The organism is Brevundimonas sp. (genome assembly GCF_044239655.1).
Classification (GTDB): Bacteria; Pseudomonadota; Alphaproteobacteria; order Caulobacterales; family Caulobacteraceae; genus Brevundimonas.
In genome coordinates this window covers 1-18,288 of sequence record NZ_JBIIAY010000009.1, presented here as the reverse complement: position 1 = coordinate 18,288, position 18,288 = coordinate 1, and the positions used below count along the sequence as shown (strand labels likewise).

Here is an 18,288-nt window from a genome sequence, read left to right as displayed (position 1 = left end):
CTTTCGCGAGGCCGGCCGGGGAACGTCGGGAGTATCGAGGTCCGCCAAATCAGGCTGCCGGAGGCTGCGCCAGGGCGTCGAGCGCACGGTTGATCATCAAGACATTGACATGCGGCTGGCCGATGAAGCCGAGCAGCGGGCGCTTCGTGTTCCGGTCGATCACGCCCTGCACCTGTGCCGTCGTCAGACCCCGGGCCGCCGCGACGCGCGGGGCCTGAAGACGGGCATAGGCCGGAGAAATGTCCGGGTCGAGCCCCGAGGCGGAGGCCGTGACCGCATCGGCGGGGATGGGCCGGCCGGGGGCTTCGGCGCGCAGGGCGTCGGCGTCGGTCTTGACCCGCGCGATCAGGTCCGGGTTCAGCGGGCCGAAGTTCGAGCCCGACGATCCGGCGGCGTTATAGCCGTCGCCCGCCGCCGACGGGCGCGGATGCAGATAGCGCGCCTCGGCGAAGGGCTGACCGATCAGAGACGAACCCTGGATCACGCCACCCGGCCCGCGCACCAGACTGCCGTCGGCCTGGCTCGGGAAGGCGATCTGGGCCACGCCTGTGATCGCCAGCGGATAGGCCAGGCCCAGCAGCAGGGTGAACAGCGCCAGCATCACGACGGCGGGACGGATTTGGTTGATCATCATCTACTCCTTGATCTGGCTCGCCGGGACCGGCTCCGGTCGGCCGGGGGCATGGATGTCGCGCGCCTGAGCCAGCAGGCTGACGATCGTGATGGCGGCGATGAAGAAGACGGCGAACCAGACGTCGTTCTTTCCGGAGGCCTTGAACTGGGATTTGCGGGGCATGACGGCCATCCTCACGCCAGACCCAGTCCGGTGATGACCATGTCGATGGCCTTGATCCCGACGAAGGGCGCGATCAGGCCGCCCAAGCCATAGATCAGCAGGTTACGGCTCAGCAGCGCCCCGGCCCCGATCGCCCGGTATTTGACGCCACGCAGCGCCAGTGGGATCAGGGCCACGATCACCAGGGCATTGAAGATCACCGCCGACAGGATCGCGCTTTCGGGGCTACCCAGCCGCATGACGTTCAGTGCGCCCAGGGCCGGCAGGGCGACCACGAACATCGCCGGGATGATGGCGAAGTATTTGGCCACGTCGTTGGCGATGCTGAAGGTGGTCAGGGCACCGCGCGTGATGAGCAGTTGCTTGCCGACCTCGACGATCTCGATGACCTTGGTCGGGTCTGAGTCGAGGTCGACCATGTTGCCGGCCTCGCGGGCGGCCTGGGCCCCCGTCTGCATGGCCACGCCGACGTCGGCCTGGGCAAGCGCAGGCGCGTCGTTGGCACCGTCACCGCACATGGCGACCAGTCGCCCCTTGGCCTGCTCCGCCTTGATGAGGCGCATCTTGTCCTCTGGCGTGGCCTCGGCGAGGAAGTCATCGACACCGGCCTCAGAGGCTATAGCGGCCGCCGTGACCGGGTTATCGCCGGTGATCATCACCGTGCGCAGGCCCATGGTGCGGAGCTCGGCGAAGCGCGCCTTCACGCCCGGCTTGACCACGTCCTTCAGGTGGATGACGCCCACGAGCCGACCGTTCTCGGTCACCGCCAGCGGCGTGCCGCCCGAGCGGGCGATACGGTCCACAGCGGCAGTGAACTCGGCGGGAGCAGAGGCTTCACCAAGGGACTTCAGCACGGCGTCGACCGCGCCCTTGCGCCAGGAGTCCTTGCCGGCGTCCAGACCCGACTGACGAGTGGTTGCTGTGAAGGCGATGGCGGTCGAACCCGCGGGCTGTTCGACCACGATCCCGGCGTTGCGGCCCAGCTCGACGATCGAACGACCTTCCGGCGTCTCATCGGCCAGGGAGGCGGTAACGGCAGCGCGCAGGGCGACCTCTGGGCGGACGCCCGACACCGGGATAACCTCGGTGGCCATGCGGTTGCCGAAGGTGATGGTGCCGGTCTTGTCGAGCAGCAGGGTGTCGACGTCGCCTGCCGCCTCCACCGCACGGCCCGAGGTGGCCAGCACGTTCACCTTCAGCAACCGGTCCATGCCGGCGATACCGACGGCGGACAGCAGTCCCCCGATGGTCGTGGGGATCAGGGTGATGAACAGGGCACCCAGCACGATAGGATCCAGCTCCACGCCCGAATAGGCACCCAGACCCAGCAGGGTGACGACAGCGATCAGGAACACCAGGGTCAGACCGGCCAGCAGGACCGACAGGGCCAGCTCGTTGGGCGTCTTCCTCCGGTTCGCGCCCTCGACCATGGCGATCATGCGATCGAGGAAGGTCGAGCCGGGGGCCGAGGTGATGCGCACCTTGATCCAGTCGGAGACCACGGTGGTCCCGCCGGTGACAGCCGACCGGTCGCCGCCCGATTCGCGGATCACGGGCGCGCTTTCGCCGGTGATGGCGGCCTCGTTGACCGAGGCAACGCCCTCGACGATCTCGCCGTCCGAGGGGATGACGTCGCCCGCCTCGACCAGAACGATCTGACCGACCTGAAGCGCGCCCGCCGGGGTGGGGACGACCGTGCCGGTCTCGGGATCGACGATGAGCTTGGCCTTGGTGGTGACCCGAGTGGCCCGCAGGCTGTCCGCCGCCGCCTTGCCCCGTCCTTCGGCGACGCTTTCGGCGACATTGGCGAACAGGACGGTGGCCCAGAGCCAGACGGCCAGCTGGATGGCGAACCCCGCCGACTGGCCCGAGGCGATGGCCCCGGCCGCCGACACGGTCGACAGCAGGGCCACGATCCAGGTCGTGAAGATGACCGGGTTCTTGAGCAGGTGACGCGGGTTCAGTTTGACGACGGCGTCTTTGAGCGCGCGGCCCAGCATGGTGCCGGTCAGGCCGCCGCCTAGACCGGGTGACGAAGGCCGGATTTCGGCTTCAGGGTTTGCAAAGGTCATTTCAGGTGTCCGAAGAGGGATCACAGCAGGATCACTGGGCCGCGCCGGCGAGCATCTGGAAATGCTCGACGATCGGCCCAAGGGCGAGGGCCGGGAAGAACTGCAGCCCGCCCAGGATGAGGATGACGCCGATCAGAAGGCCGATGAACTGGGCGCTGTCGGTCGGCAATGTGCCGGTCGAGGGCGCCAGCTTGGGCTTGACGACCAGGCTGCCAGCGATGGCCAGGACCGCCACGGCAGGCACGAACCGGCCGAGCAGCATTCCGATACCGAGCGTGGTGTTCCACCAGGGGGCATTGGCCGTCAGACCGGCGAAGGCCGAGCCGTTGTTCGCCGCCGCCGAGGTGTAGGCATACAGCATCTCCGACAACCCGTGCGGCCCGTGGTTCAGCAAGCCTTCCATCGCGGTCGGGAAGACGGCGGCGATGGCGGTGAAGCCCAGGATGGCCAGGGGCAGGACCAGGACGGCGATCATGGCGTACTGGATCTCGCGGGCCTCGATCTTCTTGCCGAGGTATTCGGGGGTGCGACCGACCATCAGACCGGCGACGAACACCGCCAGCATGGCCATCACGACCATGATCGCGATCCCCGACCCGATCCCGCCGGGCAGGATCTCGCCCAGTTGCATCAGGAACATCATCAGCCCGCCCGACAGCGGCATATAGGAGCCGTGCATGGAGTTGACCGAGCCGTTCGACGCGCCGGTGGTCGGACCGGCCCAGGCGACCGAGGACGGCAGGCCGAAGCGGGTCTCCTTGCCTTCCAGGTTGACCGGTTGCTCGATCCCGGCGGCGACGAGCGCCGGGGCCGGCTGGCTTTCGGCGACATAGATGCCGGCCGTGCAGACGCTGAGCAGGATGAAGCCTGCGGCGACCAGGGCGCGGACGTCCTTCTTGGCCAGGACGCTGCGGCCGAAGGCGAAGAAGGCGGCCCAGCCCAGGACGTTGATCGACACCGAGGTGATGAAGTTCGTCAGGGCGCTCGGGTTCTCGAACGGGTGCGCCGAGTTGACGTTGAAGATGCCGCCGCCGTTGATGCCCAACTGTTTGATGGCCAGCTGGCTTGCGACCGGGAAGACCGACAGGGTCTGATCGACACCCTCCAGCGAGCGAGCCGTTACCGAGGCGTCCAGGGACTGGACCACGCCAAGGCTGGCCAGCACGAGCGCCAGGACGGTCGAAAGGGGCAGCAGCAGATAGAGGGTCGTCCGGGTCACGTCGGCCCAGAAATTGCCGACCCCCTCTCCCCGGCTGGCAACGAAGGCCCGGGCCAGGGCGGCGGCGATCGTCGCCCCGGTAGCGGCGGACAGGAAGTTCTGAACCGTCAGGCCGGCCATCTGGGTGAAGGTCGACATGGTGCTTTCGCCACCATAGGACTGCCAGTTGGTGTTGGTTACGAAGCTGACGGCGGTGTTGAAGGCCAGGTGCGGCGAGAGCCCCGCGAAACCCTGCGGGTTCAGCGGCAGGACGGCCTGGAGCCTGAGGATCGCGAACAGCAGGAAGAACCCCGCTGCGTTGAAGGCGATCAGGGCGGCGGCATAGCCGGTCCAGCCCTGGCTGCGGTTCGGATCGACGCCGGCAGCCTTGTAGAAGACCCGTTCGACCGGCTTCAGAACGGGATCGAGCCAGGTGCGCTCGCCGTTCCAGACGCGTGACAGATAGATCCCGATCGGCCAGCCGATCAGGACGGAAAGGGATAGCGTGAGGGCGATCTCGCCCCAGCCTTGAACGGTCATGACGGCGGCTCCTTCTCAGAACCGCTCGGGGCGCACGAGCGCCGCGATCATGTAGACGGCGACGACGACCGCGCCGACGCCCCAGAGGATGGCGATCATCGTCACACCCTCTTCAGCGCAGCGGCGAGCAGGGCAAAGGCGACGAGCGCCCCGCCGCCGAGCGCCAGGAACAGAAGATCGGACATGTGGTGCCTCCGGAAAATCAGGAGGTTGGTTGACCACAATGCCGCATAACGGGGCCATGTGAGTCCGGGCGCTGCGAATAACGCCCGCATAAAATCGACGACCCGGTCCGCGTTACGGACCCATGCCGTCTGGCGCGCTTGCGGCAGTTACCGCGCGGAGTCGCCTATTCCCACTCGATCGTCCCCGGCGGTTTGGACGTCACGTCGTAGACAACGCGATTCACGCCCCGGACCTCGTTGACGATGCGGGTGGCGCATCTGCCCAGCACGTCCCAGGGGAATTCGAAGAAGTCGGCCGTCATGCCGTCGGTGGATGACACTGCGCGCAGGGCCAGGACCTTCTCATAGGTCCGGGCATCGCCCATGACTCCCACCGTCTTGACCGGCAACAGGACGGCGAAGGCCTGCCAGATCTTGTCGTAGAGGCCCGCCTTGCGGATCTCGTCCAGATAGATGGCGTCGGCCTGTTGCAGGGTCTCGACGGCCTCGGGCGTGATCTCGCCGGGGATGCGGATGGCCAGGCCCGGTCCGGGGAACGGGTGGCGTCCTACGAAGGCGTCGGTCAGGCCCAGTTCGCGGCCAAGCGCGCGGACCTCGTCCTTGAACAGTTCGCGCAGGGGCTCGACCAGTTTCAGCTTCATGTAGTCGGGCAGGCCGCCGACATTGTGGTGGCTCTTGATGACGTGAGCCTTGCCGCTGGACGACGACACGCTCTCGATGACGTCGGGATACAGCGTGCCCTGGGCGAGGAATTCGGCGCCTTCGATCTTGTTGGCTTCGCGGTCGAAGATCTCGATGAAGACGCGACCGATGGTCTTGCGCTTGGTTTCCGGGTCCGACTGGCCCGCCAGCGCGCCGAGGAATTCCTTCGACGCATCAACGTGGATCAGGGGGATGTTATAGTGTTCTCTGAACAGGGCCGTGACCTGGGTGGCCTCGTCCTTGCGCAACAATCCGGTGTCGACGAAGACGCACGTCAGCTGGTCGCCGATGGCCTCGTGGATCAGCACAGCTGCGACCGAACTGTCGACGCCGCCCGACAGACCGCAGATGACCTTGGCCGAGCCGACCTGTTCGCGGATCTGGGCGATCTTCTCGTCGCGATAAGCGGCCATGGTCCAGTCGCCCTTCAGCCCGGCGATGCCGTGGGTGAAGTTCTTCAGCATCGTCGCGCCGCGCGAGGTGTGCATGACCTCGGGGTGAAACTGGACGCCGTAGAAGCGGCGGGTCTCGTCGGCGATGACGGCATAGGGCGAACCGGCCGAGGTGGCGACCACGTCGAAGCCGGAGGGGATCGCGACGATCTTGTCGCCGTGGCTCATCCAGACGGTTTCGTCCTCGCCAACGGGGGCCAGGTCGGCCAGCAGGGGCGACGACTTCTGAACGGTGATCTCGGCGCGGCCGAACTCGCGGGTGTGGCCACCCTCGACCTTGCCGCCGAGTTGTTCGCACATCGTCATCTCACCGTAGCAGATGCCCAGAACCGGCACGCCGGCCTCGAACACGGCCTGGGGTGCGCGGGGGCTACCCTCTTCGTGGACGCTCTCGGGACCGCCCGACAGGATTATCGCTGCCGGCGTCATCGCCGCCAGCGCGGCCTCGGCCTTGGCGTAGGGATGGATTTCGCAATAGACGCTGGCCTCGCGCAGACGCCGCGCGATCAGCTGCGTCACCTGGCTGCCGAAATCGACGATGAGAACCTTTTGATGATCGGTCATGGGGGCTCCGGTCAGGCGTCGGTGGGCTCGGCGGTCAACCGAGTCAGTTCGTGTTCCAGCAGGTCCAGCGCCTCGGCGAGACCTTCGTCGATCACATGCAGGGTATCGGTCCAGTCGGACAGGCCGGTCAGATCGGCCTTGCCGTCCGACACGCCGCGCAGGCCGATGACCGGGAGGCCGAACCGGGCGGCGGCGCGGACGACGGCATAGGTCTCCATGTCCACCATGTCGGCGTCGATGGCGTCATAGGCCTCGCCCGAGACGACACTGCCCCCCGTCGCCAGCCGCGCATAGGGCTGGCCCTGCGGCCCGCTGGCCAGGGTCAGGCTGGCGGGCAGGTCGAGGAACGGCGTCACCCCGGCCGGAAAGCCCAGCACGGTCGCGTCCATGTCGCGATAGGAGACCTCGTCGATCCAGTAGATCCGGCCATGATCCAGGGTCTGCGAACCGGCCGATCCCAGCGAGATCACGAGGTCAGGCAAGGCGTCGTTGCGCGCCAGTTCGGCCAGGGCCGCCGTCGTCTCGACCGCCGCCTCGACCGGTCCGACGCCGGTGATCAGCGGCTTGATCCGTGCACGGAGCGCCGGGCCGTATTCCGCCTCGGCCGCCATCACGCACAGGGCGGAGATGGGTCCGAAGGCCTTCAGTTCAAAAGACGCCCCGCTCACGCCCGCCGCTCATAGACGGCGGCAAAGAAGCCGTCGGTGCCCGTCGTCGCCGGCGACAGCCTCAGCCGGTGCCCGCCCTCGGCCAGTTCGACCAGCCGGTTGCGACCGGTGTCCGTCAGGTGCGGCGAGCCGACCGCCTCCGCCATCGGCACCGGCGCGAACCCGGGATGATCCTCCTCGAAGGCGTCCATGGTCGACTCGTTCTCCTGCCTCAGCATCGAACAGGTGACATAGACCAGCCGACCGCCGGGTTTCACCAGCTTCGCCGCCCGCGCGACGATCGCCATCTGGAGCGTGCGCATCCGCGCGACGTTTTCGGGCTTAAGCCGCCAGGCGTCCTCGGGCTTGCGCCGCCAGGTGCCGGTGCCGGTACAGGGCGCGTCCACGAACACCACGTCGGCCTGCTCGACCAGGTCCTCGACTCCGCCGCCGTTGGGGCCGAGTTGCAGCAGTTCGGCCGAGACGCCCGCGCGTTGCAGCCGGGGCGTGATGTTGTCGAGCCGCTTCTGGACCACGTCACAGGCGATCAGCCGCCCATCGATTCCAGCCGACGTATGGACCGCGCGCGATCCCTTTGGCGCTTCGATCCAGCCGGTGGGCGTCCAGATCTTTTCGGGCTCCGCGGGCTCGACCGGGCGATCACCGCCCTCCTCCGCCATGCCCATGGCCAGGCCCAGGGTCTTGCCCCCGCCCCCTGCGCAATAGTCCACGACGGTCATGCCCGGCTGAGCCCCGGCCAGGGCGCAGACGATCTGGCTGCCCTCGTCCTGAATCTCGATCCGACCTTCCTTGAAGGCCGGCAGCGCCTGGACGTTCGGCGGCGGCTCGGCCGAAAGGCGCAGGCCCCAGGCGGACCAGGGGGTGCGCGTGGGGTTCAGCCCCGCATCGCGCAGTTCCGCCTCGACCTCGGCCACCGTCGCCTTCGCCGCATTGACCCGCAGATCGATCGGCGCGCGCGGCAGCATCAGCCCGGCGGCCTCTTCGGCCCAGCGGTCGCCGAAGCTGGACTTGAAATCCTCCATGACGAACTCGGGCAGACCCGCTGCGATCCAGCCGGGCACCTCGTCGCTGGTCAGGCTGATGCGCGACCGCTCCTGTTTCGACAGGGGCTTGGGCCCGTATCCATCGCCCGAATGCAGCGCCTCGATCTCCTCGATTGTCAGGCCGTCGATCAGGCTGAGTGCACCGATGACAAGGGCCCGCCCATCCTCGCGCCCGCCCATGGCCCAGACCAGCCGGCCGCGCGCACGCAACACCTTGTAGACCTGATCGGCGATGGCGCGGCGGTCCTTGGACCCCGCATAGCGGTTGGACGTCCCCCAGGCCTTGAGCACGGCCTCGGCCGGTTGGCGGCCCTGGGCGATGGAGTCCAGGACGGAGGCGGCGGCGGCGAGGCGAGCGGCTGGGGTCACTTAGGCTTTCAGAGGAAAAGGGCGGCGACGATCATCAACAGACCGGCGAGCGATACAAGGAAGACCAGGCTGCGCACGCCCGTGACGCCGAAGGCGTACAGCGGGACATAGAGGACGCGAGCCCAGAAATAGAGCGTAGCGCCCCAGTACGTCAGAAATCCGTCCTCGCCCGAGACATGGGCGATCAGGACCGCCCCAAGGAACAGCGGCAACGTCTCGTAGAGGTTGGCCTGGGCGCGTTCCAGCCGCCCGGTGACAACATTTGATGCCGGCACGTCTTCGTCGCGCGGCCCGGCATTCCATTTCGGCCCGTGCTGCAGCGTCCGACCCGTCGCGGGCAGGAATATCTGCACAACCGCCAGAAGGATGGTCAGGGCTGCATAGGTCAGCTCGGGCGTCATGTTGAACATCGCCTATCCCTGCCGATAATTCGGCGCTTCGCGCGTGATCATCACGTCATGAACGTGGCTCTCGCGCAATCCGGCGCCGGTAATGCGCACGAACCGGGCCCGATCCTGGAAGGCAGCGATATCGGGTGCGCCGACATAGCCCATGGCGGCGCGCAGGCCCCCGATCATCTGGTGCAGCACCGGCGCGATCGGCCCCTTGTAGGGCGTCTGGCCCTCGATGCCTTCGGGCACCAGCTTCTGGGTGTCCTCGACCTCTTTCTGGAAATAGCGGTCGGCGCTGCCGGCCCCCATCGCCCCGACCGAACCCATGCCGCGATAGCTCTTGTAGGACCGTCCCTGGTACAGGAAGACCTCGCCGGGGCTCTCGTCCGTGCCCGCGAACATCGAGCCCATCATGGCGACCGAGGCACCCGCCGCGATGGCCTTGGCCAGGTCGCCCGAATACTTGATCCCGCCGTCGGCGATGACCGGAACGCCCGAGTCCTTGGCCGCCCGCACCGAGTCGATGATGGCGGTCAGTTGCGGCACGCCGACGCCCGCGACGATACGCGTGGTGCAGATGCTGCCCGGCCCGATCCCGACCTTCACCGCATCGGCACCGGCGTCGATCAGGGCGCGAGTGGCGTCGTATGTGGCCACGTTTCCGGCGATGATCTGGAGCCGGTTGTTCTCGCGCTTGATCCGCTCGACGACGCGCGCCACCTGGACTGAATGGCCGTGGGCCGTGTCGATGACGACGACGTCGCATCCGGCGTCAGCGAGCGCCATGGCCCGCTCATAGCCCGCATCGCCCACCGTCGAGGCCGCGCCGACCAGCAGCCGGCCCTGCTCGTCCTTGGCGGCGTGCGGGTGGGCCTGGGCCTTCTCGATGTCCTTCATCGTGATCAGGCCCGTGGCGCGATAGTCCTCGTCGACCACGATGACCCGCTCGATCTTCTTGTCGCGAAGCAGGGCCCTGGCTTCGTCCCGCCCGGCCCCTTCACGCACGGTGACCAGATCACCGGTCGTCATCAACTCCGACGCCTTGCGGTTCCGATCGGTGTCGAACCGCATGTCGCGGTTGGTCAGGATGCCGACCAGACGCCCGGTCTGCGGATCGACCACCGGGAAACCGCTGAACTTGCGCTTGGCCACGATGTCCCAGACTTCGCCCAGCGTCGTGTCCGGCGAGATGGTCACCGGATTGATGACCATGCCGCTTTCGTAGCGTTTGACCTCGCGGACCTGATCGGCCTGCTGCTCGGCGCTCATGTTGCGGTGGATGATGCCCAGACCGCCGGCCTGCGCCATGGCGATCGCCAGACGGCTTTCGGTCACCGTATCCATGGCCGACGAGGTCAGCGGGATGTTCAGCCTGATGTCGCGCGTCAGCCGTGTGGACACATCCGCGTCAGCGGGCAGGGTCTCGGACGGGCCGGGTTCGAGCAAAACATCGTCGAAGGTAAGGCCTTCGCGAATCTCCATGGGAGTCTCCGTTTTGCGGGCCGCCTATCCTCTTTCGCGGTTGCGAAGTCAACCTCCGCAGCGCCCGGGTCGGGACAGAAGAAGGCCATCGGCGAAAGATCGACGCACGCCTTGCAACACATGCGACTCATTCTCATTTACGAGTCATGGTCCAGATGATCGCCCAGTCCATCCGCCGCCTCGCGCTCAAGGTCGCGAGCTACGGCGTCATGCACCTGATCGTGGCGGTCCTGGTGGCGTTCGCGATCACGCGCGATTTGAGGCTTGCGTTGGCCGTCGGTGTGGTGGAGCCGATCTTCCAGACGTTTGCCTATACGATGCACGATCGGCTCTGGCATCGGATCGAAAGGCGGTCACCGCTGTCGATCGCCGAAGAAGGTGCCGAGGCCGTCGCCGCCCGCCTCGACGTTATGGACCCCAGCGAGCAATCGCGGCTGCACGGCGACCATAGCCATTCGCACGCCCTGCCCCGCTCCCTGCGTCAGGTCGCGATCAAGACCCTGACGTACGGCGTCATGCATTTCGTCGTCGCCGTCGGTGTGGCCATGGCCCTGACGCAAGACTGGCGGTTGGCCCTCGCGATCGGCCTAGTCGAACCCCTGGTACAGACGGTCTTCTTCACGCTGCACGACCGCATCTGGTCCCGCCTCGAGTCTCGCAAGATCAATCGCGTCTTTGCGCCCGCCTGATCTATCGCCGGTTCAGCGCCACCAGATAGACCTCCGAAGACCCCTTCCGGCTGGCGGCGGGTTTGACGTATTTCACCTCGTGAAAGGCCTCGCGCAGTTCCGCGAGGACCCGGCCCGCGTCGCCACCCTGGAAATTCTTGGTCACGAAATGGCCGCCGGGCTTCAACGTCCGGATGGCGAAGTCAGAGGCGATCTCGATCAGGGCGATGATCTTCAGGTGATCGGTCTGGCGGTGCCCGACCGTGTTGTGGGCCATGTCGGACAGCACCAGGTCGGGCTGTCCCCCCAGCTCGTCCAGCAACTGCTGGTCCACACCAGGATCGGTGAAATCAGCCTGGATCAGGATCGAGCCGGGAATCGGCTCGATCGGCAACAGGTCCACACCGACTACATTGGCCGCACCTCGATTGACGCAGACCTGGACCCAACCGCCCGGTGCGGCCCCCAGATCGATGACCCGGCAGCCCTTCTTGACCAGACGGAACCGGTCGTCGATCTCGGAGAATTTGAACGCCGCACGGCTGCGATAGCCCTCGGCGCGGGCCTTCTCGGACCAGGGGTCGGCCAGCTGGCGCTTGATCCACTGGATGGAGGACATCGACTTCTTGTCGGCCGTCTTCATCTGGGTGCCCATGCCGCGGCCGGCAGCGGTCCCGCCACTGGGCGGGCGCACCATCTTGCGCCGGGCGGGCTCTGGATCCGTCACGGGGGGCTTTTCGTCGTCAGTCATGCTTCCCACATAGCCGCAGGCGACGTCACGGGCTATGACCCCCGCCATAAACGACAAAAGGAGCGCGCCGTTGGCCGACCAGACACTGACTCTCACCCTCGACACCGGCGACGTTGTCATCAAGCTGCGGCCCGACCTGGCCCCCGGCCACGTGGCCCGCATCACCGAACTGGCCGGCGAAGGCTTCTATGACGGCGTGGTCTTCCACCGCGTCATCGCCGGCTTCATGGCCCAGGGCGGCGATCCGACCGGCACCGGCACCTCGGGCTCCAAGAAGCCCAACCTGAAGGCCGAATTCTCGGCCGAGCGCCACGTGCGCGGCGTCTGCTCGATGGCCCGCACCAGCCAGCCCGACACCGCCAACTCGCAGTTCTTCATCTGCCTGGACGACGCGACCTTCCTGGATCGCCAGTACACCGTCTGGGGCGAGGTGATCGAGGGCATGGACCATGTCGACGCCCTGCCCAAGGGCGAGCCGCCCCGGAACCCGGGCAAGATCATCAAGGCGACCGTCAACTGACGTGAACCGGGGCGGCCCTCACGGGTCGCCCTTTTTCACATCGCCCGTCGGTTCAGGGCAGGCGCAACAGGATCGGCAACCACCCGGCGCGCTGTGCCAACTCGATCCCCTCGAACACCGGGATCGCCGCCAGGAAGACCAGCCCGTCGCGCAGGGTGGTCAGGAAAAAGCGGGGGCGAATGTTCAGTTCGTCCTCGTCCCGCCACTTCGAGAAGTCCGGCCCGCAACGCGGTGTCCGCGCCATGTATGATCTGTAGGTCTCGCCGAATTCGGCCGACAGCCAGGCCTCCTCCTTGGCGATGGTCATGCGGAACACCACCACCGCGATGACGACAAACAGAACCGCGATGGTCAGGCTTCCGGTCTGGGCGCCGACACCGAACGCCCCCGCATAGCTGAACACATACAGCGGGTTCCGGCTGAGGGAGTAAGGCCCCGTCGATACGATCTCCGCCTTCTTGCGCCCGCCGATGTAGAGCGAGCACCAGGCGCGGCCGACGATGCTGAGGACGATCGCACCGAGACCGAACGCCTCCACGCCGCTATGAACCGCGCCGTCGCCCCACCAGGTCGTGCTGAACATCGCCAGGCCCACAGCGGCCAGCAAGGCCACACCCAGTACCCATTTGCGGATCTTCTGGATGCGCTGGAGATCGAAAGTGTCGGGCGTCGCGGTTGTCATGGTCGTTTCGTCTGTCCTGAACGGGTCGGGACGATGACGACCAAGCCAAGCTTGACGCAAGAGCTATCTTTGCGACTGAAAATCGGCCGCGATCATCGATCCATTCCCTGATCCAGCGCCCGGAACGCCGATACCGCCACCTCGGTCGCGCTGGCGAACACTGACGGTGTGATACGCTCGAAATCGTCGGACGGCCGGTGATAGTCGGGGTGGTAGTCGACGCCCAGATACAGGAACGGGATGCCGGCCTTGAAGAAGGCACCATGATCGGAGGCCTCGACCCAGTTGTTCGCCCCCGTGTCCTGCGGCGTGTCCTTGCCGAAGGCGAGAGACACCGGGCCGACGGCCGGGACCGGCTCCAGCATCGGACGCAGCGTCGGGTGCTGATATGTCCCGGTGACCCACAGATGGCCGTCGGTCTCGGCGCGGGCGGTCATGTCGAAATTGAGGTTCAGCGCGATGGATGCCAGCGGCACCGGCGGGGCCTGGACGAAATGTTTGGCCCCGATCAGGCCGCGCTCCTCACCGTCGAAAGCCACGATGATGACGCTGTGCTCGGGCGGTTGGGCCTTCAGCTGGGTCGCGATCTCCAGCATGGTCGCCACGCCCGACGCGTTGTCGTCCGCCCCGTTGTAGATCAGGCCGTCCCGCGTCCCGACGTGATCGTAGTGGGCGCTGATGACGATGTAGCGATCCGGAACGCGCGTTCCGGGGATCAGGCCCAGGATATTGGTCCCGGCATACCGTGTCGGGCCCGATCGGGTGGGTACCTCGGCCGCGAACGGCTGGAGCCGGCCCATGGGCGGAGCCGCGATCCCGATCGCCTCCAGCCGCGACACGATATAAGCCCGCGCCCGCTCGCCGCCAGGCGAGCCGGTATCGCGCCCCTCCATGTCATCGGCCGACAGGACACGAACGTCCGTCATCAGTTGCTCGGGGACCGGCTGAACCGGAGGTGGGGCGGCGGGGGCCGGGGTCGCTTCCGGCGACAGGCCGACCGTATCGCAGCCGGCCAGACCCAGCAGCGCCGCCAGGGTGAGGCCGGCGATCGCGGCGGTGTTCGGGCGGGGCATGGCGACTCCTGGATACAGACCGGCTCCATAGTCCGCCGTCGCGACCGCGTCAGCTTAAGATCGTGTCATGGTCGGCGGCGATGCTAAACCGATGACCGACCCCAGCGTTTGCGATTCCCATGGCCGAGACACCTGTAGAAGACCTGACCGAGGCCGAGGCCCGCGACGAACTGGCCCGTCTGGCGACCGCCATGGCGGAGGCAGACGCCCTCTATGCCGAAGCGGCACCCGAGATCACCGACGCCGAATACGATGCGCTCAAGGCCCGCAACCTCGCCATCGAAGCCCGGTTTCCAGCTCTTGTCCGCGAGGATTCGCCGTCGCTGAAGGTCGGTGCGCCTGTGTCCGCCCAGTTTTCGGAAGTCCGACACGGCGTACCCATGCTGTCGCTCGATAACGCCTTCGACGAGGGCGATGTGGCCGACTTCGTGGCCCGGATCCAGCGCTTCCTGAAGCTGCCCGCCGCTGATCCCGTCGCCTTCGTCGCCGAGCCCAAGATCGACGGGCTGTCGGCCAATATCCGGTACGAGAAGGGCGTCCTGGTCCAGGGCGCGACGCGCGGCGACGGCCGGGCCGGCGAGGATATCACGGCCAATCTGAAGACGATTTCCGACATCCCGCATCGGCTGTCCGGCACCGGCTGGCCGGACCTGCTCGAGGTGCGGGGCGAGGTCTATGCGCCCAATGACGCCTTCGCCACCTTCAATGCGGCGGCGGAGGCAGCGGGCTCGCGGACCTATGCCAACCCCCGGAACTTCGCCGCCGGGTCGCTGCGCCAGATCGATCCGACGGTCACGGCTGCCCGCCCCCTCGCCTTCTTCGCCTACGCCTGGGGCCAGGTGTCCGCGCCGTTCGCGGAAACGCAGGAAGAGGCGCTGAACGCACTGAAATCCTGGGGTTTCAAGGTCAATCCACGCTCGACCCGGGTGCAGGACGTTCAGGGCCTGATGGCCGTCTATCGCGGCCTGGAGACCGACCGTGCCGGCCTCGGCTACGACATCGACGGCGTCGTCTACAAGGTCGATCGGCTCGACTGGCAGGAGCGGTTGGGCTTCGTCTCGCGCAGCCCGAGATGGGCCATCGCACACAAGTTTCCGGCGCAGCAGGCGACGACGGTTCTGGAAGGCATCGACATCCAGGTCGGCCGCACCGGCTCCCTGACCCCCGTCGCCCGCCTGGCCCCCGTGACCGTCGGCGGTGTGGTGGTCAGGAACGCGACCCTGCACAATGAGGACGAGATCACGCGCAAGGACGTGCGGATCGGCGACACCGTGGTCCTGCAACGCGCCGGCGACGTCATCCCCCAGATCGTCTCAGTGGTGATGGACAAGCGCCCCGCCGATGCCGTCGCTTACGTCTTCCCGACCCACTGCCCTGTGTGCGGTTCTGAAGCCGTCCGCGAGGGCGACGACGTGCGCCGCCGCTGCACCGGCGGTCTGATCTGCAAGGCCCAGCTGGTCGAGCGGCTCAAGCATTTCGTGTCCCGCCGCGCCTTCGACATTGAGGGTCTGGGCGAGAAGCAGTTGATTGCCTTCCACGATCGGGGCTGGATCGCCGAGCCCGCCGACATCTTCCGCCTGGCCCGCGATACCGAAAAGCTGGACCAGCTCCGCGCCGAGGACGGCTATGGCGAGACCAGCGTGCGGAACCTGATCGCAGGCATCGACGCGCGGCGCACGATCGCGCTGGAGCGGCTGATCTTCGCCCTGGGTATCCGCGATATCGGGGATCAGACCTCGCTTTTGCTGGCGCGGCATTTCGGCGACTGGTCAAGCTTCCATGCCGCCGCCCTCGACGCCGCATCCGGCATCCCGTCGCCGGAATGGATTCGTCTGGCCGAGGGCCACGGCGTCTCGGCTCGCACCATGTCGGTCATGGCCGCTGCCGAACTGTCGCCTGCCGATCCCTGGCCTGAAGCGCCGATCGACCAGAAACTGGCCCTCGCCTTCCCCGGCATCGCCGCCCCGGCCCGGCGGGCGCTGGTGCCGTTGGCGAGCGATTGGCCCGGCATCCGCGAACTGGCCCGGATCGCACGCGAGGACGGCCCCTCGGTGACCCTGGGAGAGATCGCGGGCATCGCCGGCGTCGGCCCCGTCGCCGCCCGCGCTATCGCCGACTTCTTCCATGAAGCGCACAATCGCGCCGTGGTCGATGCTCTGGTCGCCGAGCTTGTTCTGATCGTGGATGCCGAACGCCCCAAGACCGACAGTCCGGTCGCCGGCAAGACCGTGGTGTTCACCGGCTCACTCGAACGCTTCACCCGGGACGAGGCCAAGGCGCGGGCCGAGAGCCTGGGGGCTAAGGTGTCGGGGTCCGTGTCGAAGAAGACCGACTATGTCGTCGCCGGCCCCGGCGCGGGCTCCAAACTGGCAGACGCCCAGAAGCACGGGGTCGCCGTCCTGACCGAGGACGAATGGCTGGCGCTCATTTCCTGACTCATGTCCCCTCGTTTGCATTGAGACAGGATTTGCGTCGAACCCGATCAAGCCTGGCCTGCGTCCGGAGGGCGGGAGGAACGGGAAATGTCACCGTGACAGAAACGAACGTGACATTGCGCTGATGCAAGTCGATCCGGTTCGTTTAAAATCAATGCGTTAGTAGAATGGACCATCTGGCGCGGCTCCAGATTATGTGAGATTGGGACGGCCGGCCCTGATGGCTCGCCTCGTCGCATTGTCAAAGACCCTCGGGCGAGGTGGAGACGGAAAGGCCCGGCCGCAAGAGGCCGGTTGGATTATATTCCTATATACTTGATGAGGCGGTCGTCGGTCGGGTTGGTACGGCCTGGGGGCTGAAGGAGCCCCTCACCCCTCAGCGATTCAGCGCCGACCGGGCCGCCTCGGCATAGCGATGACCGGATGCCGCATCGCGGGGGAAAACCGCTTCTATCTCGGCCAGGTCTTCCGACGTCAGCACGACGTCAGCCGCCGCCGCATTGTCCTCCAGCGTCGCGATCCGCCGGGTGCCCGGGATGGGGACCAGGTCATCGCCTAGCGCCAGCACCCAGGCCAGGGCCAGTTGCGCCGCCGTGATCCCCCGATCGTGCGCGATCGCCTTGACCGCCTCGACGAGGTCGAGGTTCTTCTGGAAATTCTCGCCCATGAAGCGGGGGTTGGAACGGCGGAAGTCGCCCTCCTCTAGGTCTTCGATCGATCGGATCTCGCCCGACAGGAAGCCCCGTCCCAGCGGGCTGTAGGGGACGAAGCCGATGCCGAGTTCGCGCACCGTGGTCAGGATGTCGCCCTCGGGCTCGCGGCTCCACAGCGAGTATTCGGTCTGCAAGGCCGTGATCGGATGGGTCGCGTGGGCCCGGCGGATGGTCTCGGGCGCGGCCTCCGACAGGCCCAGGAACCGCACCTTGCCCTCGGTGACCAGTTCAGCCATCGCCCCGACCGTCTCCTCGATCGGCGTGTCGGCGTCGACGCGGTGCAGATAGTAGAGATCGACATGATCCATGCCGAGGCGGGTCAGGCTGCCTTCGATCGATCGGCGGACATTGGCAGGCGAGCCGTCGACCTTCAGCGCGGTGCGATCCGCGTTGTAACCGATGCCGAATTTGGTCGCGACGAAGGCCTTGTCACGTCGATCCGCGAGGGCCTTGCCGACCTGGACCTCGTTGGTGTGGGGGCCGTACATCTCGGCCGTGTCGAACAGGGTGATCCCCAGGTCGAGCGCGCGGTGGATCACGGCCGTCGCCTGCGTCTCGTCCGACGGCGTCCCATAGAAGGACGCCATTCCCATACAGCCCAGGCCGATGGCGGACACTTCGGGACCGTTCGGTCCGAGACGGCGGGTCTTCATGGGGCACTCCTTCAGGCTGGAGCCCTGAGGTCGGAAGCGCCGCCTGAAACCGCAAGGTCTAGAGCGGCGCGCAAGCCGCTTTCAGCCACGCCAATGCCGCCGCATCCGCCTGGGGGCCATCGGCCAGCAGCGGCCCGACCTTGGCGAGGGTCTCGCCATGATAGGCGTCGACATAGGCCCGCTCGGCCGCCGTCAGCATCTCGACGTCGATCATTTTGCGATCCAGCGGCGCGAAGGTCAGCTGCTCGAAACCGTGCATCGGCCGCTCGCCGCCCGGGATGGGCTCGGGCGCGGTGACGACCTGGAGCGTTTCGATCCGGATGCCCCAGT

At 66.9% G+C, this 18,288-nt stretch carries 18 protein-coding genes; 3 read left to right on the top strand and 15 right to left on the bottom strand.

What is annotated here, in order from left to right; genetic code table 11:
• Positions 1-49 precede the first annotated feature (49 nt).
• The 10 genes from kdpC to guaB all read right to left on the bottom strand — a co-directional run bounded on the left by kdpC (position 50) and on the right by guaB (position 10,463).
• Positions 50-631, bottom strand: a complete 582-nt coding sequence (gene kdpC, locus ACILQR_RS02450; protein WP_395649931.1) for a potassium-transporting ATPase subunit KdpC — start codon at positions 629-631, stop codon at positions 50-52.
• A 3-nt stretch (positions 632-634) separates the two neighbouring features.
• Positions 635-796, bottom strand: a complete 162-nt coding sequence (locus ACILQR_RS02445; protein ID WP_395649930.1) for a hypothetical protein — start codon at positions 794-796, stop codon at positions 635-637.
• Between the two features lie 11 nt (positions 797-807).
• Positions 808-2,868: a potassium-transporting ATPase subunit KdpB gene (kdpB, locus tag ACILQR_RS02440; protein WP_395649929.1), complete on the bottom strand. Its 2,061-nt coding sequence runs from the start codon at positions 2,866-2,868 to the stop codon at positions 808-810.
• A gap of 31 nt (positions 2,869-2,899) precedes the next feature.
• Positions 2,900-4,606, bottom strand: a complete 1,707-nt coding sequence (gene kdpA / locus ACILQR_RS02435; protein WP_395649928.1) for a potassium-transporting ATPase subunit KdpA — start codon at positions 4,604-4,606, stop codon at positions 2,900-2,902.
• A 15-nt stretch (positions 4,607-4,621) separates the two neighbouring features.
• Entirely contained in the window at positions 4,622-4,705 is an 84-nt protein-coding gene (locus tag ACILQR_RS02430; RefSeq protein ID WP_348637134.1) for a potassium-transporting ATPase subunit F, read from the bottom strand.
• A gap of 250 nt (positions 4,706-4,955) precedes the next feature.
• Complete coding sequence (guaA, locus tag ACILQR_RS02425; RefSeq protein ID WP_395649927.1) at positions 4,956-6,509, bottom strand: glutamine-hydrolyzing GMP synthase; 1,554 nt, start codon at positions 6,507-6,509, stop codon at positions 4,956-4,958.
• A gap of 11 nt (positions 6,510-6,520) precedes the next feature.
• Positions 6,521-7,177: a 5'-methylthioadenosine/S-adenosylhomocysteine nucleosidase gene (locus ACILQR_RS02420; RefSeq protein ID WP_395649926.1), complete on the bottom strand. Its 657-nt coding sequence runs from the start codon at positions 7,175-7,177 to the stop codon at positions 6,521-6,523.
• Positions 7,174-8,589, bottom strand: a complete 1,416-nt coding sequence (locus tag ACILQR_RS02415; RefSeq protein ID WP_395649925.1) for an RsmB/NOP family class I SAM-dependent RNA methyltransferase — start codon at positions 8,587-8,589, stop codon at positions 7,174-7,176. Before ACILQR_RS02415 ends, ACILQR_RS02420 begins: the two co-directional genes overlap by 4 nt.
• An 8-nt stretch (positions 8,590-8,597) precedes the next feature.
• Positions 8,598-8,999 carry an MAPEG family protein gene (locus ACILQR_RS02410; RefSeq protein ID WP_395649924.1) on the bottom strand — a complete coding sequence of 134 codons (402 nt, stop codon included), beginning with the start codon at positions 8,997-8,999 and terminating at the stop codon, positions 8,598-8,600.
• Positions 9,000-9,002: 3 nt separating this feature from the next.
• Entirely contained in the window at positions 9,003-10,463 is a 1,461-nt protein-coding gene (gene guaB / locus ACILQR_RS02405; RefSeq protein WP_395649923.1) for an IMP dehydrogenase, read from the bottom strand.
• A gap of 146 nt (positions 10,464-10,609) precedes the next feature.
• On the opposite strand from guaB, the gene ACILQR_RS02400 reads away from it, so the two are divergent.
• On the top strand, positions 10,610-11,152 hold the full coding sequence (locus ACILQR_RS02400) for a DUF2061 domain-containing protein (RefSeq protein ID WP_395649922.1): 543 nt from the start codon (positions 10,610-10,612) through the stop codon (positions 11,150-11,152).
• 1 nt (position 11,153) lies between these two features.
• Here the strand turns inward: ACILQR_RS02400 and ACILQR_RS02395 are convergent, their stop codons facing one another.
• Positions 11,154-11,882 (bottom strand): RlmE family RNA methyltransferase, encoded by a 729-nt coding sequence (locus ACILQR_RS02395; protein WP_395649921.1) that lies wholly within the window; start codon positions 11,880-11,882, stop codon positions 11,154-11,156.
• A gap of 70 nt (positions 11,883-11,952) precedes the next feature.
• On the opposite strand from ACILQR_RS02395, the gene ACILQR_RS02390 reads away from it, so the two are divergent.
• Positions 11,953-12,402, top strand: a complete 450-nt coding sequence (locus tag ACILQR_RS02390; protein WP_395649920.1) for a peptidylprolyl isomerase — start codon at positions 11,953-11,955, stop codon at positions 12,400-12,402.
• A 52-nt stretch (positions 12,403-12,454) separates the two neighbouring features.
• Here the strand turns inward: ACILQR_RS02390 and ACILQR_RS02385 are convergent, their stop codons facing one another.
• Positions 12,455-13,084, bottom strand: a complete 630-nt coding sequence (locus tag ACILQR_RS02385; RefSeq protein WP_395649919.1) for a methyltransferase family protein — start codon at positions 13,082-13,084, stop codon at positions 12,455-12,457.
• Positions 13,085-13,176: 92 nt separating this feature from the next.
• Complete coding sequence (locus tag ACILQR_RS02380; protein ID WP_395649918.1) at positions 13,177-14,157, bottom strand: M20/M25/M40 family metallo-hydrolase; 981 nt, start codon at positions 14,155-14,157, stop codon at positions 13,177-13,179.
• A 119-nt stretch (positions 14,158-14,276) separates the two neighbouring features.
• Between ACILQR_RS02380 and ligA the strand changes: the two genes are divergently transcribed.
• The gene (ligA, locus tag ACILQR_RS02375) at positions 14,277-16,592 is read left to right on the top strand and encodes an NAD-dependent DNA ligase LigA (RefSeq protein WP_395649917.1); all 2,316 of its coding nucleotides are present in this window, start codon (positions 14,277-14,279) and stop codon (positions 16,590-16,592) included.
• Between the two features lie 376 nt (positions 16,593-16,968).
• Here the strand turns inward: ligA and ACILQR_RS02370 are convergent, their stop codons facing one another.
• Together ACILQR_RS02370 and ACILQR_RS02365 are read right to left on the bottom strand one after the other, a co-directional pair.
• The gene (locus tag ACILQR_RS02370) at positions 16,969-17,958 is read right to left on the bottom strand and encodes an aldo/keto reductase (RefSeq protein ID WP_395649916.1); all 990 of its coding nucleotides are present in this window, start codon (positions 17,956-17,958) and stop codon (positions 16,969-16,971) included.
• 58 nt (positions 17,959-18,016) lie between these two features.
• Positions 18,017-18,288, bottom strand: a 272-nt coding sequence (locus ACILQR_RS02365; RefSeq protein WP_395649915.1) for a M24 family metallopeptidase C-terminal domain-containing protein, incomplete at its 5' end; no start/stop codon positions are given.